Raw genomic sequence first — 15,071 nt, 5'->3', positions numbered from 1 at the left:
GATGGCTTCTTTCAGTTAACCATTGAGCAGAGCGATTTCTTCTCAGTTTGAAACGCCCGGAAGCAGCAATGCGCAGGGGAACCTCTCACCGAAAGGTTCCCCTGCGCACGTTGATTGGCTTTCTAAGCGGCCGCCATTATTTCAGGAATTTCCGCAACATGTTCAACAGCTCCTCCTGGCGCACCGGCTTGGAAAGATGTGCGTTCATCCCCGCCGCGCGGGTCTCCTGGCGGTCGCCTTCAAAAGCATTTGCCGTCATGGCGATGATGGGGATACTCCCGGCGTCGGGCCGTCCGGAGTTGCGAATGGCCTTGGTCGCCTCAAACCCGTTCATCACCGGCATTCGAATATCCATTAAAACCGCGTCGTAATACCATGCGTCCGCGTTCAGATAGCTGTCCAGCGCCGCCTGCCCGTTCTCAGCGTGGTCCACCAACAATCCGTGACGGCAAAGCATTTTTTTTGCAATCTCGGTATTGACCGGGTGATCCTCCGCCAAAAGGATCCGTTTCCCCTTAAGATTGATCTGACCGTCGGTCTCCGGAGTTTTTTTCTCGGTCTCATCGAGCGGATGGCCCTTGGGCACCGTGATCTGCACGGTAAATTCGCTGCCCTTTCCCAGCTCGCTTTTGACGCTTACCGTGCCGTCCATATGCTCCACCAGATTTTTCACAATGGCAAGGCCCAGCCCCGTACCCAGCTGAGGGTCCTGATAACCGTTGGCCTCCTGCTCAAAGGGATCAAACACCCGGTTTAAAAATTCCTGACTCATACCGCAGCCCTGGTCCCGGAAAACCATGATGCTGGTAATCTTGTCCTCTCCGCATGGAATATGCCTCACCAAGCAGGAAATCTCTGAGCCCGGTTTGGAAAACTTGATGGCATTGCTCAGGATATTGACATACACCTGCTGGATGCGCAGTCGGTCAATCACCACATACGGCGTGGTTACCCCGCTGGTATCCATCCGGAACCGGATGTGCTTTTCCTCCAGGCGGGGGAGCATAAGATCCCGGATTGCCTTGTACATCGTTTGCACGTTCACGTTTTCAGGATGCAGCTCAATACGTCCCGATTCGATCCGGCTCATATCAAGCACATCGTTGATCAATCCCAGCAGATACTCGCCGGAAACCTGAATCTTTTCCAGCGTCTCCACCACGTCCGGAGCTTCGGCATCCTCCTGTGCCAGTTGAGTCAGGCCCAGTATGGCGTTCATGGGCGTGCGTATCTCGTGGCTCATGCGCGAAAGAAACTCACTCTTTGCCTGATTGGCCCGCCGGGCCTCCTCCAACGCGGAATACATCGCCTCGCTCCGGCGGCGTTCCTTGACAAAGACGTCCGTGGCATCGGTCACGGTACAGCAGACCAAGCTGCCGTTCCTGTCCAGCCATATGAAGGCATAGCGCAGCCGCCGGACGTTTCCGGAGCTGTTGCGGCAGTCGGCATACACCACATACTCCGCGTTTTTCTCCAACTGAATGCGTATTTCCTTGAAGCGCAGGCGGCCCAGCGTGTCTGCCAGATCGTCGCCTGCATAGGAGTCCCGGACAGTGTCCAGAATGGACGCCTCCGCCTGCTTGATCTCATGAATCGAATTCTGCCCGGCCTGAGCAGAAAACACCCGGGCGGTATCCGCCGTCAGGTCAATCCGCAAAATCATCAGATATTCACGGCGGATTACGGTATTCATGATCTGCTCCATGAATTTTTGGTCGTCGATGTCAAACGAATAAATGTTGGCTTCCACATCGCCGGTAACGGGGTTTCTGGTAATGTCCGCCCGCACCATCAGCCAGCGGCAGACTCCATTGATCCAGCAGTTCCGTTCATAGGTCAGCAGCGAGGTGCCCCGCTCATAGGCATCCAGCATCGCCTGCCGACTGATGCGGGCGCCGAATGCCTCGGCCTCTTCTGCGGTAATCGCGCGGCTTTTCATTCTCTGGAACGCGGCGTCCGCGGTTCCTTCCACTCCCGCCAGCAGCTCCGGATAGAGAGAAGGTCCGGGTAGCCAGGTATTCTTCGTCAGATTCATCTGGACGGACGCCACTGCGTTGGGCAGGAGCGTCTGGATACGCTGGTTCTGCCGCTCATACCGCTCCATCTCCTGGTGGCGCTGCGTGCAGACCAGGCTGGTACAGAACACCTTTGTCCGATTCCCCTCCGTGTCGTACAGCTGCGTCATCCGGATCTCTACCCATTGGTCTTTGCCGTTTGGAAGATGCTCCCGCACCTCGCAGACGGCATGTTCTTCGCCCCGGTCAATCGTCGCAAACGCCTCTTGCAGCTTGGGCACGTCCTCATCAAAGGTAATCTGCTGGGCAAACCAGGACTGCGGATAATCTGCCATCTCCTCCGGCAGACCGAACAGCTCGCAGGCGCGTTTGCTTTGGTGCAAGGTATGCCGTTGGGGATCGTAGAGCCAATAATCCACATTTGCGTGATCCATGGCTGTCTGCAGCGTGCGCTCATCCTGCTCCAGATGTTCCTGCAGGCGCTTCAGCACATCCACATCGCTGAATACGCCGTAATAAGTCCGGCTGCCGTTTTCCTCCTGTGCCAAAGATGCCTGCAAAGACATCCAGATATAGGTTCCGTCATGCCGCAGTATCCGAAAGGTCTTCTGAATATTCTCCACGCCCTGCCGGCAAAGGCAAATCTGTTCCCCAAAGGACTCCCGGTCGTCGGGGTGGATATTCTGCAGCAGATTGGCATTTTTGTTCTCTGACGGAGCCGGGTACCCCAGCAGCTGATAAAAGGCGGTGTTGAAATGGATCATTTCAACATGATCTCCTTCGTCCACCCGAAACGAGCAGATACCACCCGGTACCAGATCCATGACATTCTGAAGCTGCCGCTCCCGTTCCTGCACCTTGCAAATCAGCGCTCTGCGTCTGCGGTTGTCCCGCAGCAGCAGGGCCGCCAGCGCAATGAGCAACACAATGGCACTCACGCCGCCAAGCAGGACCCGCTTATATTGGAGGACGGCGTCACGAACAGGGTCGTTGAGGTATTCCGTATCCCCGGGCAGACTGCTTCGCAGGACCCCACACCGATCCATCACGCGCTTATCAAACCGGGTGATCACGGGCATTTTCAAAAGGCCCACATCCGTCGCAGCCGTCTTGCCGTCCATAATCTGGCCGGCATACTGCCCAACCTGAAAGGCCATGTCGTCCGGCGAGATCACGCACCCGCCCAAAAAACCGGTGCCCAGGCTTGCGGCGTTGGCAGAAAAAATAGGAAGTGAAGTCATTGCCGTCAGCATTTCCGCCGCCTGCAGATCACTGTAGATATTTCCGCTGCCGTCATGGCTCACCTGGGCATAGATCAGGATCGTCTCCTCCCCGTATCCCTCCATCAGCTTTTGAATCCCGCTCTTGGGCATCTCCCCCAGATCCAGACTCTTGAAATCGAGCTGTGGAAAGGTACTTTCCAGACAGTAAAACGTCCCCATCATTCCCCGGGCCGCATCGGTGCCATCTCCAATGCAGACCACCTGTTTGGCATTCGGATAAAGCTGGGCCGCCAGTGAAATCGTCTCCCGAAAGGGAACGGCGCTCTCAGCGCCGGAGATCCGTTCCTTCTGCGCCGCTGTGGCGGCCAGTAGGGGCTGGCGAATATCCAAAAAGAGGATGGGCAGCCTGGCGAAATATTCATCCTGATAGTTCATGGCAAATTGCAGCGCCGCGTCGCCGCTGACGATCACCGCATCGATGGTGGGCAGCAGCTTCCATGTATCCAGCCGGCGGCAAAGCTCCTGCGACGCCGCCCGCTCGCTCTGGTTACGGGTATCCATAAAGAGATATTTTACGCTGGCCCCGCTGTTCAGGGCCTTGGTAATGGCGTCCAACTGAACGGGAACGTTTTCAAGCTCATAGGAGTAGGCGCTGATGTACAGGACCTGATGGACCCCGTCCACGGCGCGGGCGGAAGAAGCGCACAAAAAAAGCAGCAGGGCAAAGAACGATAGGCACATCGCTCTTTGCCTTGCCGTATTGCATTCTCTCCGCCTACCGCCCATACCCTTCCGCCCTTCCCTGAATACATATTCGCATTCGGTTAGCCAGTGAATAGTATATTCTATTTCGGGGAATTTGGCAAGGCAAGTTGTTTAAAACTACCAAAAGTTATGGTTTACAGCACGTAGAAATAGATCGCCGCATAGTGGAACAAAGACCCCGCCAAAATCAGCAGATGGAACAGCTCGTGAAAGGTCCAATCCGCGGAAATGCTGGGCTTTTTGACCGCGTAGAACACCGCGCCCACAGAGTAGCATACGCCGCCCAGCGCCACCAGCGTCATGCAGGGCTGGCCCACCGCCGCGAAGTCCTTTGCTATAAACAGCACCGCCCAACCCATGATGAGGTAAATCACCGTGGACAAAATACGGGGCGCGTTGATCCAGATGAACTTCATCAAAACCCCCGCCAGTGCCACCGCCCAAAGCGTTATGCAGAACCGGACACCCGTTGGCTGAGGCAGCATCACCATGGCAAACGGCGTATAGCTTCCGGCGATCAGCACATAGATCATGCTGTGGTCCATTTTTCGAAGGAACCGCTTTGCTCCGGCGGTAAGCTCATTGCCGGGATAGTAATGGTAGACTGCGCTGGCCGTGTACAATGCCAGTGCCGACAGGCAGAATACCAGCGCGGCCCACAGTGTCGCCGCAGGGACATTCAGCCCCACGCCCCGCACCGCCATAATGATACAGCCAACCAGCGCGGCCAGCGCGCCCAAGGCATGTGTCTCGAAGCTGACGCGGTCCTGCGCCTTCGCTACCAAATCACGCATATAATTTAACTCCCTTCAGCTAATTGCAAAATGTAATTTACAATATTATATTACATGGTTTGAAAAATATTTCAAGTAGTTTTTTAAATTTTGTTTCGTCGTTTTACACAAAACAGCACCTAAAAATTTTTTTGCCCATCTGCTTGCAATTTATGCACAGGTCCGATACAATAAAGTCACAATGAAAGAATGATAGCTGGAACGAAGTGCTGTTGCGCACGGGCTGACACCTATCATCTTTTGGTGGGTGTTTCAGACCGGAGATGGTTTGAAGCGCCTTTTCTTTTTATATGGCGTGAAAAACATGGAACTATGACAGGAAGACAGGAGGTTTTTGAAATGATTTTACTGGCAAACGGAAAGGTCATCACCCGGGACGCGGAAGGCGCCGGCTACTATCCTGACGGCGGCGTAGTCACCGACGGAGGAAAAATTGTGGCCGTGGGCGACACCGCGGAGCTGAAGGCTCAATACCCGAAGGCGGAATTCGTGGACGCCAAAGGCGGCGTCATCATGCCCGGTCTCATCAACGCCCATACCCACATCTATTCCGCTCTGGCCCGTGGCCTGAGCATTGCGGGCAATAACCCCACCAATTTTTACGAGGTCTTGGACGGCACCTGGTGGGCCATCGACCGCCACCTGGATCTGGAGGCCACGAAGGCCTCTGCGCAGGCTCTGGTGATTGACTCCATCAAGCAGGGCGTCACCACCATCTTTGACCACCATGCCTCCTTCTGTGAGATTCCCGGCTCTTTGATGAAAATTGCAGAGGTCACAAAGGAATTTGGGATGCGGGCCTGCCTTTGCTACGAGGTGTCCGACCGGGACGGCGAGGAGAAGTCCCTCCAGTCCGTACAGGAAAACAAGGATTTTATCGACTATTGTGAGAAAAACCCCAGCGATATGCTGAAGGCCCTGTTCGGCGGACACGCCCTGTTCACCATCTCCGACAAAACCTTTGACCGGATGGTATCCGCCAACAACGGCCGGGTGGGCTTCCACATGCATGTGTCCGAGGGCATGAACGACGTGTACGACAGCTTGCGCAATTACGGCCGCCGCCCTGTCCAGCGCTTGCAGGATCACGATATTCTGGGACCGAAGACGCTTCTTGGCCACTGCATCCACGTCAACACCGCCGAGATGGAGATTATCAAGGAAACGGACACCATGTGCGTCAACAACCCTGAAAGCAATATGGGAAACGCCGTGGGCATCTCCCCCGTTTTGCAGCTGTACAAGAAGGGGATTCTGGTTGGAATGGGCACCGATGCCTATACCAACGACATGCTGGAATCCATCAAAGTGGCTCTTTGTTCCCAGCGGAACAACGCGTGCCTCCCCAACGTAGGCTGGTGTGAGGTCACCGACATGCTGTTCCGCAACAACGCCAAAATCGCGGGCCGCTCCTTTGAGACACCGCTGGGCGTTCTGCGCCCCGGCGCGGCGGCGGACGTCATTGTCATGGACTACAAGCCGTATACGCCGTTTTCCGACGAGAATATCGACGGCCACATGCTCTTCGGCATGACAGGCCGTCAGTGCCAGACCACCATGATCGACGGCAAAATTCTGATGCGTGACCGTGAGCTGACGGAGGTGGACGAGGACGCGGTCAACGCCCATGTGCTGGAGAGCTCGAAACGCCTGTGGGGTCAGCTGAACCACAAAACCTATTAAGGAACGCAAGACTTGGAACCGCCTGCCGCGCCCGCGGTGGGAAAAGTTCGGTCCTCCCATAATTACGAGGGAATCTAAAATCGGAGGTAAGTAAAATGAGCGAATTAATGACCCCTATTCCCTTTCGGGAACTGATGACCTGGATCACCGCGGAGCACCAAAAGGAAAGCTCCGTGTTCGGCGTTCACCGGCCCTATCAGGCCGGGATGAAGACCCTTCCCATTTTTGGGGAGAAGATTGAGACTCCCTTTGGCCCCGCCGCCGGACCCGCAACCCAGCTGGCTCAGAACATCATCGCCGGATATTACGGCGGGGCGCGGTTTTTCGAGCTGAAGACCGTTCAAAAGATGGACGGCGCAGAGCTGGCCGCCTGTGTTCACAAGCCCTGCATTCTGGCAAACGACGAGTGCTATAACTGCGAGTGGTCCACGGAGCTGTATGTCGCGCAGGCATTTGAGGAATACGTGAAGGCGTGGTGCGCCTGCAAGATGCTGGCCCATCTATATGGTTTGGGCGACCCGGACGGATTTGTGTTCAATATGTCGGTGGGCTATGATCTGGAGGGAATTAAGGGTGCGAAGATCGACACCTTCCTCAACGGCATGATCGACGCGTCCGGCACCTCCATTTTTCAGGAGTGCATCGCGGTTTTGCGTCAGATGTTCCCCGGCGAGGAGGCCTTTATTTCCACCATCACGTCCCATGTTTCCCGCAGCGTCACCGTCTCCACTCTGCACGGCTGCCCCCCGGACGAGATTGAGCGCATCGCCAGCTACCTCCTTGCGGAAAAACACCTGCATACCTTTGTTAAGTGCAACCCCACCATTTTGGGCTATCAAACGGCCCGGTCGGTGCTGGACTCCATGGGCTATGACTATATCGCTTTTGATGAGCATCATTTCAAGGAGGACCTGCAATACGCCGACGCGGTACCCATGTTCCGTCGTCTGATGCAGTTGGCTGCGAAAAGCGGTCTGGAATTCGGTTTGAAACTCTCCAACACCTTCCCGGTGGACGTGAAGCAGCAGGAGCTACCCTCCGAAGAAATGTATATGGCGGGCAAATCCCTCTTCCCCCTGACCACCATCATGGCAGCCCGCATTTCCAAAGAATTCGACGGGAGACTGCGCCTCTCTTATGCGGGCGGCGCGGACTATTTCAACATTGACAAGCTGTTCGCCTGCAATATCTGGCCCATCACCATGGCCACCACAGAGCTGAAGCCCGGCGGCTATCAGCGCTTCAAGCAGATCGGAGAAAAGCTGGAAAAGCTCTGCTACAAGCCGTTTACATCCGTGGATGTGGACGGAATCGAGGCTTTGTCTCTGGCCGCGCGGAGCGATCAATACCATGTGAAGGCCGTCAAGCCCCTGCCCCGGCGGAAGCTGTATGAAAAGGTTCCCCTGCTGGACTGCTTCACCGCGCCCTGCGAAGGCGGCTGTCCCATTCAGCAGGATATTCCGGAATACATTGAGCTGTGCCGTCAGGAGCGTTTTGAGGATGCTCTGCGGCTCATCACCGAGAAGAACCCTCTGCCCTTTATCACCGGCACCATCTGCGCCCATCACTGCATGGACAAGTGCACCCGGAATTTCTACGACGACCCGGTACAGATCCGGGCAACAAAGCTTGTGGCGGCGGAAAAAGGCTACGACGCGGTGCTGCGCGGCCTCAAAGTCCCTGTTCCCGCCGAAAACGGCGTGAAAGCCGCCATCGTGGGCGGTGGACCTTCCGGTCTGGCCGCGGCGTATTTTCTGGGACGGGCAGGCGTTCCCTGCACCATTTTTGAAAAGGCTGATCATCTGGGCGGCGTGGTCCGGCAGGTGATCCCCGGCTTCCGCATCAGTGACGAGGCCATCGATAAAGATATTTCGCTGGTTCTGAAGATGGGGGCGGAGGTCCGGTGCGGCGCGCCCGCGCCCTCGGTGGCGGAGCTGAAGGCTCAGGGTTACACGCACATTTACTTCGCCGTGGGCGCCTGGAAGGCCGGGACGCTTGCGATCCCCGGCAACGTGGTGCCGGTCATCGGTTGGCTGAGGGATCTAAAGGTCGGAAAAGACGTGTCTTTGGGCCATGTGGCCGTGGTGGGCGGCGGCAACACCGCCATGGATGCGGCCCGCGCCGCCCTTCGGGCGGGAGCGAAATCCTCCACCCTGATCTATCGCCGGACAAAGAAATACATGCCCGCAGATGCGGAGGAACTGGAGCTGGCCATTGCCGACGGCGTTGGGTTCCTGGAATTGGTCGCCCCCGTGGAGCAAAAGGACGGAACTCTGCTGTGTAAGAAAATGAAGCTGGGCGAGCCGGATGCCTCCGGGCGGCGCGCTCCGGTGGAAACCGGCGAAACCGTGGAAATCAACTGCGACACGGTGATCTCTGCTGTGGGCGAGAAGGTGGACGCGCAGCTGTTCGAAGACAACGGAATTCCGGTGGACGCCGGCGGCACTCCCGCCTTCCGGACGAATTTGGACGGCGTTTACTGCGGCGGCGACGCTATGCGCGGCCCTGCCACGGTGGTAGAGGGCATTGCGGACGCCCAAGGCTTTGCAAACGAGGTGCTTAAAGCTGTCCATCCGACGAGCTTCCCCGTTCGCTCTTCTGCCTCACGTACGGATGCAGTGGCAAAACGCGGCATCCTGTGCGAATCCGCAAAATGCGAGGGCGAACGGTGCCTGAGCTGCAACGTGGTGTGTGAAAGCTGCGCGGATGTATGTCCTAACCGCGCCAACGTATCCATTGAACTGCCCGACGGGCGGCGCGAAATTCTGCACGTGGACCGCATGTGCAACGAGTGCGGCAACTGCGCGGTGTTCTGCCCCTATGACTCCGCGCCCTACCGGGATAAGTTCACCCTGTTCCACAGCAGGGATGACTTTGACGGGACTCCCAATTCCGGTTTTCTCCCGCTGGGCGGGCGCAAAGTCCTTGTCCGGCTGGACGGGAACGTGTTGGAAGCGGATCTGGACGGGGAGAACCATCTGCCTAAGGGTATTGAGTGCATGATTCTGACCGTGTATAGCAAATACGGATATCTAATGGGATAAGCTCAATTCTCGATTTACTCTCCGTTGGGGCGATAGCTTCCCAACGATCTGAAAAGATTCGCCAAATGCCGAATGGCATTTGGCGAATCTTTTGCGGGTATGTCTTTGTCTGGCTGTCCCAATGCCGATTATACGCAAAAAGCAGCGTGACGTGCCACAGGCACATCACGCTGCTTTTTAAAGCGTTCAAATCATTCTGAAAATCGCCCAAACAGCGATTTCTCAGAGATTCTTACTTCTCCTCGATGTCAATGACAGCGCCGGAACCGACGGTACGGCCACCCTCGCGGATAGCGAAACGCAGGCCCTTCTCAATGGCGATCGGGGTGATCAGCTCAACGTCCATCTCGACGTTATCGCCGGGCATGCACATCTCAACGCCCTCGGGCAGAGTGATGACGCCGGTGACATCGGTGGTACGGAAATAGAACTGAGGACGATAGTTGTTGAAGAACGGAGTATGACGGCCGCCCTCATCCTTGCTCAGAACGTAAACCTGGCCCTTGAACTTGGTGTGGGGGTGAATGGAACCGGGCTTCGCCAGAACCTGGCCGCGCTGCACACCGCTGCGGTCAACGCCGCGCAGCAGAACGCCGACGTTATCTCCGGCTTCAGCATAGTCCAGCAGCTTGTGGAACATCTCGATGCCGGTAACGACGGTCTTCTTCTTCTCCTCGGCCAGACCGACGATCTCGATTTCCTCACTCATCTTCAGCTTACCGCGCTCCACACGGCCGGTAGCGACGGTACCGCGGCCGGAGATGGTGAACACGTCCTCGACGGGCATCAGGAAGGGCATATCCTCCTTGCGGTCAGGAGTGGGGATATAGTCGTCGACCGCATCCATCAGCTCCTTGATGCAAGCATACTCGGGAGCCGCGGGATCGGTGGAATCAGTGGTCAGCGCATTCAGCGCGGAACCCTTGATAATGGGAATATCGTCGCCGGGATAGTCGTACTTGCTCAGCAGCTCACGCACTTCCATCTCAACCAGCTCAATGAGCTCGGGATCGTCGACCTGATCGCACTTGTTCAGAAAGACGATCATCGCAGGCACGCCGACCTGATGGGCAAGCAGAATGTGCTCGCGGGTCTGGGCCATGGGGCCGTCGGAAGCAGCGATGACCAGGATAGCGCCGTCCATCTGAGCAGCGCCGGTGATCATGTTCTTGATATAGTCGGCGTGGCCCGGGCAGTCCACATGGGCATAGTGGCGCTTGTCAGTCTCATACTCAACGTGGGCGGTATTGATCGTGATGCCGCGCTCCTTCTCCTCGGGAGCCTTATCGATGGAATCATAAGCTTCGAACTTGGCCTTGCCCTGCAGGGATAGCCACTTAGTGATAGCGGCAGTCAGGGTGGTCTTGCCATGGTCAACGTGACCGATGGTACCAATGTTTACATGTGGTTTGGTTCTCTCAAATTTCTGCTTAGCCATTTGATGATCCTCCTGTCAATTTCAAAAATCCTTGCGGGCAGCGCAGTTTTATTCAGCACTGCTCATTTTACAGTAAAACGCGGGGAAAATCAATCCCCAATTATTCCGCTTTGTTCCCGTTTCGGGTGGCCACAATCTTGTCCCGGATGTTCTTCGGGATCTCGATATAGTGGCTGGGCTCCATGGTATACTGGCCACGGCCCTGGGTGCGGGAGCGAAGATCAGTGGCATAGCCGAACATCTCTGACAGAGGCACATGCGCGTCGATCTGCTGAGCGCCGGGACGGGCCTCCAGCTGAATGATCTGGCCGCGGCGGCTGTTCAAGTCGCCGATGACGTCGCCCATATACTCGTCGGGGACGATGACACAGACCTTCATAATGGGCTCCAGCAACGTGGGGTCCGCCTTGCGGCAGGCCTCTTTGAAAGCCATAGAGCCGGCGATCTTAAATGCCATTTCAGAGGAGTCGACCTCGTGGAAGGAGCCGTCGTACAGCGTGGCCTTCACGTCCACCACAGGGAATCCGGCCACAACGCCGCCGTTCATGGCGCCCCGAATACCGGCGTCGACTGCGGGAATATACTCCTTGGGGATGGCGCCGCCCACTACGGCGTTGATGAACTCATAACCCTTACCGGACTCGTTGGGCTCCACACGAATCTTGACGTGACCGTACTGGCCCTTACCGCCGGACTGGCGGGCATATTTGGTGTCCTGCTCGACCTTCTTCTTGATGGTCTCCTTGTAGGCAACCTGAGGCGCGCCCACGTTGGCTTCCACCTTGAACTCGCGGAGCATACGGTCCACGATGATGTCTAGATGCAGTTCGCCCATGCCGGCGATGATGGTCTGGCCGGTCTCTTCATCGGTCCAGGTCTTGAAGGTGGGGTCCTCCTCCGCCAGCTTGATCAAAGCCATGGTCATTTTTTCCTGACCGGCCTTGGTCTTGGGCTCGATGGCCACGCGGATAACGGGGTCGGGGAACTCCATGGACTCCAGAATGATCGGGGCCTTTTCATCGCACAGGGTATCGCCGGTGGTGGTGTTCTTTAGGCCCACGGCGGCTTCGATATCGCCGGCATAGACCTCTTCAATATCCTCCCGGTGATTGGCGTGCATCTGCAAAATGCGGCCAATGCGCTCCTTTTGGCCCTTGGTGCTGTTCAGCACGGAGGAACCGGTGGTCAAGTGACCGGAGTACACCCGGAAGAAGCTCAGACGGCCCACATAGGGGTCGGTCATGATCTTGAACGCCAGCGCGGAGAACGGCTCTTCGTCGCTGGGCTTGCGGTCCTCTTCCTCATCGGTCTTGGGATTCACGCCCTTGATGGCAGGAATATCCAGAGGAGAGGGCATATAGTCCACAATGGAGTCCAGCAGCTTCTGCACGCCCTTGTTTTTATAGGACGTACCGCAGGTGACAGGGACCATTTCGTTGTGAACGGTGGCCTTTCGGATTGCCGCGCGGACCTTCTCCGCAGAGACGTCCTCCCCGGCCAGATATGTCTCCATAATGGACTCATCCACCATGGAAACAGCATCCATCAGCTTCTCGCGATACTCCTTGGCCCGGTCCAGCATGTCGGCGGGGATATCCTCCTCGCGCATATCCTTGCCCTGGTCATCGTAATACACGTCCGCCTTCATGTCCACCAGATCGATGATGCCCTTAAAGGTATCCTCGCTTCCGATGGGAAGCTGGATGGGAACGGCATTGCACTTCAGGCGCTCTTCAACCATCCGCAGAACGTTGTAATAGTCCGCGCCCATGATATCCATCTTGTTGACGTAGATCATGCGGGGGACCTTGTAGGTATCGGCCTGACGCCACACAGTCTCGGACTGGGGCTCCACACCGCCCTTGGCGCACAGCACCGTTACGGAGCCGTCCAGCACACGCAGCGAACGCTCCACTTCCACGGTGAAGTCCACATGGCCCGGAGTGTCGATGATGTTGATGCGGGTGTCCGGGAACTGGTCCTTAGACCCCTTCCAGTGGCAAGTAGTGGCGGCGGACGTAATGGTAATACCGCGCTCCTGCTCCTGCGCCATCCAGTCCATGGTGGCATTGCCGTCATGGACCTCACCCAGCTTATAGTTCACGCCGGTGTAGAACAGGATACGCTCGGTAGTAGTCGTCTTGCCCGCGTCAATGTGGGCCATAATGCCGATATTGCGGGTGTTTTCAAGCGAGTTTTTCCTCGGCATAGTCTATCTCCTTAATAGCGGAAGTGCGCGAACGCCTTGTTAGCCTCGGCAGCCTTATGGACTTCCTCGCGCTTCTTTACAGCGGCGCCGGTATTGTTGGACGCATCCGTGATCTCGTTGGCCAGACGCTCCGCCATGGTCCGCTCGCCGCGGGAGCGGGCGTAGGCGGTCAGCCACCGCAGACCCAGGGTCTGACGGCGGGCGGGACGGACCTCCAGGGGAACCTGATAGGTCGCGCCACCGACACGGCGGGCTTTGACCTCAAGGCTTGGCATAATGTTTTCCATAGCCTGAGCAAATACTTCAACGGGGTCCTTTTCGGTCTTCTCCTTGATCTGATCGAAGGCCGCATAGACCACCTTCTGGGCCACACCCTTCTTACCGTCCAGCATCACGCTGTTGACCAGTTTAGTCACCAGAATGGAACCATAGACGGGATCGGGCAGAACCTCTCTTTTGGGAACGTTACCTCTTCTCGGCACGATACTTCCCTCCTTCATAATAATATGATGTCATAGGTACTCAAAAGGCAATTTTGCCTTCCGTGAATGCCTGCCAAAGAGGTAAAATATATATAAACCTATTCGGCAAAGCTTTCAGTTTTAGTCCTTACTTGGACTTGGGACGCTTGGCGCCGTACTTGGAACGGGCCTGCATACGGCCGGACACGCCCTGGGTATCCAGAGTACCACGGATAATGTGGTAACGGACGCCGGGGAGATCCTTCACACGGCCGCCGCGAATCATGACGACGGAGTGCTCCTGCAGGGAGTGACCCACGCCGGGAATATAGGCGGTGACCTCGTAGCCGTTGGTCAGGCGAACACGGGCGATCTTACGCAGAGCGGAGTTGGGCTTCTTGGGGGTAGCCGTTCTCACAGCGGTGCAGACGCCTCTCTTTTGAGGGGAGGGCAGATCGGTGTTCTTGTTCTTCAGGGTATTCAGGCCGAACTGAAGCGCGGGGGAAGTGGACTTGTAGGTGGCCTGCTCCCGTCCTTTACGGACCAGCTGGTTAAAAGTAGGCATATTGTTCTCCTTTCTACTAAATATTCGGGCTGTAAAACACACAGCCTTTATTTTTTGCGGAAAGCCGACAGACTATTCCGAAAAAACCGAAGTTTTCCATCCTTATTTCAAAAGGACGGCAACGGCAGCGCCCACGCTGATGCGGCAGGCGGTGCCTAGCTGCGCCATCGTATAGCTCCCCTCCACGGGGACACCATTTTCCTCGCAGCTTTTTTCAAGGGAATCCAGCAGCTCCGGGTCCGCGTCGCAAGCCAGAAAAACCTTAGCGGCTTGACCTTGGGCGATGGCCTTTCGGGACTGCTTCACGCCGACGACTCTGGATTTTCCTGCTATTTCCTCCAGCACGCGGTACTTCCCTCACATTCGCATAGCAAAATTCGCGGAATATCCGCGCAGATTGGAATTGTACCATGATTTTTGAACATAGTCAAGTATTTATTCCCATGATTCATTTATAAAACTTGGATTGGCACCGGCGGGCAATTCGCGCCGCGTCACGGCTGCGCCTATCAAAGCAGCAAATTTTCACACTGGCGGTCCTGTGCTCCCGGGCGCACATAACTGCCCGATTTTCTGCATAGGATGGAGCAACGCAAGGCGGGGAGTGTTGCTTTTTGAAGGGAAACATGGAGGAGCGGGCCGAGCAGCTGGCCCAGTACATCATAGAAAACCGCGCGACGGTCCGCGCCGCCGCGGGAAAGTTCGGAATTTCTAAATCAACCGTACATAAAGATATTACCGAACGTCTTCCCAGAATAAACCCGGCGCTGGCGGCGCTGGCGCGTCAGGTACTGGACGTAAATAAACAGGAGCGCCACATCCGCGGCGGCATTGCCACCAAGGAAAAATATCTTCACGAGCATCGGTGACGCAG

10 protein-coding genes are annotated in these 15,071 nt (G+C 56.5%); 3 read left to right on the top strand and 7 right to left on the bottom strand.

All coding sequences use genetic code 11. The features are described 5' to 3' along the window. Positions 1-136: 136 nt before the first annotated feature. Both ABWQ15_RS08040 and trhA read right to left on the bottom strand, forming a co-directional pair. Positions 137-3,979, bottom strand: coding sequence for an ATP-binding protein (locus tag ABWQ15_RS08040; RefSeq protein WP_353908244.1), 3,843 nt, complete (start codon positions 3,977-3,979; stop codon positions 137-139). 158 nt (positions 3,980-4,137) lie between these two features. After that, positions 4,138-4,797, bottom strand: a complete 660-nt coding sequence (gene trhA / locus ABWQ15_RS08035; RefSeq protein ID WP_353908243.1) for a PAQR family membrane homeostasis protein TrhA — start codon at positions 4,795-4,797, stop codon at positions 4,138-4,140. Positions 4,798-5,136: 339 nt separating this feature from the next. On the opposite strand from trhA, the gene ssnA reads away from it, so the two are divergent. Beyond that, positions 5,137-6,480 (top strand): putative aminohydrolase SsnA, encoded by a 1,344-nt coding sequence (gene ssnA, locus ABWQ15_RS08030; RefSeq protein WP_353908242.1) that lies wholly within the window; start codon positions 5,137-5,139, stop codon positions 6,478-6,480. A 95-nt stretch (positions 6,481-6,575) separates the two neighbouring features. After that, a complete protein-coding gene (gene ygfK / locus ABWQ15_RS08025) occupies positions 6,576-9,524 on the top strand; it encodes a putative selenate reductase subunit YgfK (RefSeq protein WP_353908241.1) in 2,949 nt (982 codons plus the stop codon). 232 nt (positions 9,525-9,756) lie between these two features. Here the strand turns inward: ygfK and tuf are convergent, their stop codons facing one another. From tuf to ABWQ15_RS08000, 5 genes are all read right to left on the bottom strand, one after another. Continuing rightward, entirely contained in the window at positions 9,757-10,962 is a 1,206-nt protein-coding gene (tuf, locus tag ABWQ15_RS08020; protein ID WP_353908240.1) for an elongation factor Tu, read from the bottom strand. 100 nt (positions 10,963-11,062) lie between these two features. After that, positions 11,063-13,171, bottom strand: coding sequence for an elongation factor G (gene fusA, locus ABWQ15_RS08015; RefSeq protein WP_353908239.1), 2,109 nt, complete (start codon positions 13,169-13,171; stop codon positions 11,063-11,065). Positions 13,172-13,182: 11 nt separating this feature from the next. Beyond that, positions 13,183-13,653, bottom strand: coding sequence for a 30S ribosomal protein S7 (gene rpsG / locus ABWQ15_RS08010; RefSeq protein WP_353908238.1), 471 nt, complete (start codon positions 13,651-13,653; stop codon positions 13,183-13,185). A 127-nt stretch (positions 13,654-13,780) separates the two neighbouring features. Continuing rightward, on the bottom strand, positions 13,781-14,197 hold the full coding sequence (gene rpsL, locus ABWQ15_RS08005; RefSeq protein WP_353908237.1) for a 30S ribosomal protein S12: 417 nt from the start codon (positions 14,195-14,197) through the stop codon (positions 13,781-13,783). Between the two features lie 102 nt (positions 14,198-14,299). After that, on the bottom strand, positions 14,300-14,542 hold the full coding sequence (locus ABWQ15_RS08000; RefSeq protein WP_353908236.1) for a ribosomal L7Ae/L30e/S12e/Gadd45 family protein: 243 nt from the start codon (positions 14,540-14,542) through the stop codon (positions 14,300-14,302). 269 nt (positions 14,543-14,811) lie between these two features. Here ABWQ15_RS08000 and spoIIID point away from each other — a divergent pair, with 269 nt between their 5' ends. After that, positions 14,812-15,066, top strand: a complete 255-nt coding sequence (gene spoIIID, locus ABWQ15_RS07995; protein WP_353908235.1) for a sporulation transcriptional regulator SpoIIID — start codon at positions 14,812-14,814, stop codon at positions 15,064-15,066. Positions 15,067-15,071 lie beyond the last annotated feature (5 nt).

This window comes from Oscillibacter sp., from assembly GCF_040505565.1.
Taxonomy (GTDB): Bacteria; Bacillota; Clostridia; order Oscillospirales; family Oscillospiraceae; genus Oscillibacter.
The sequence above is the reverse complement of the archived record's forward strand: the minus strand, read 5'-3'. Positions and strand labels throughout refer to the sequence as shown.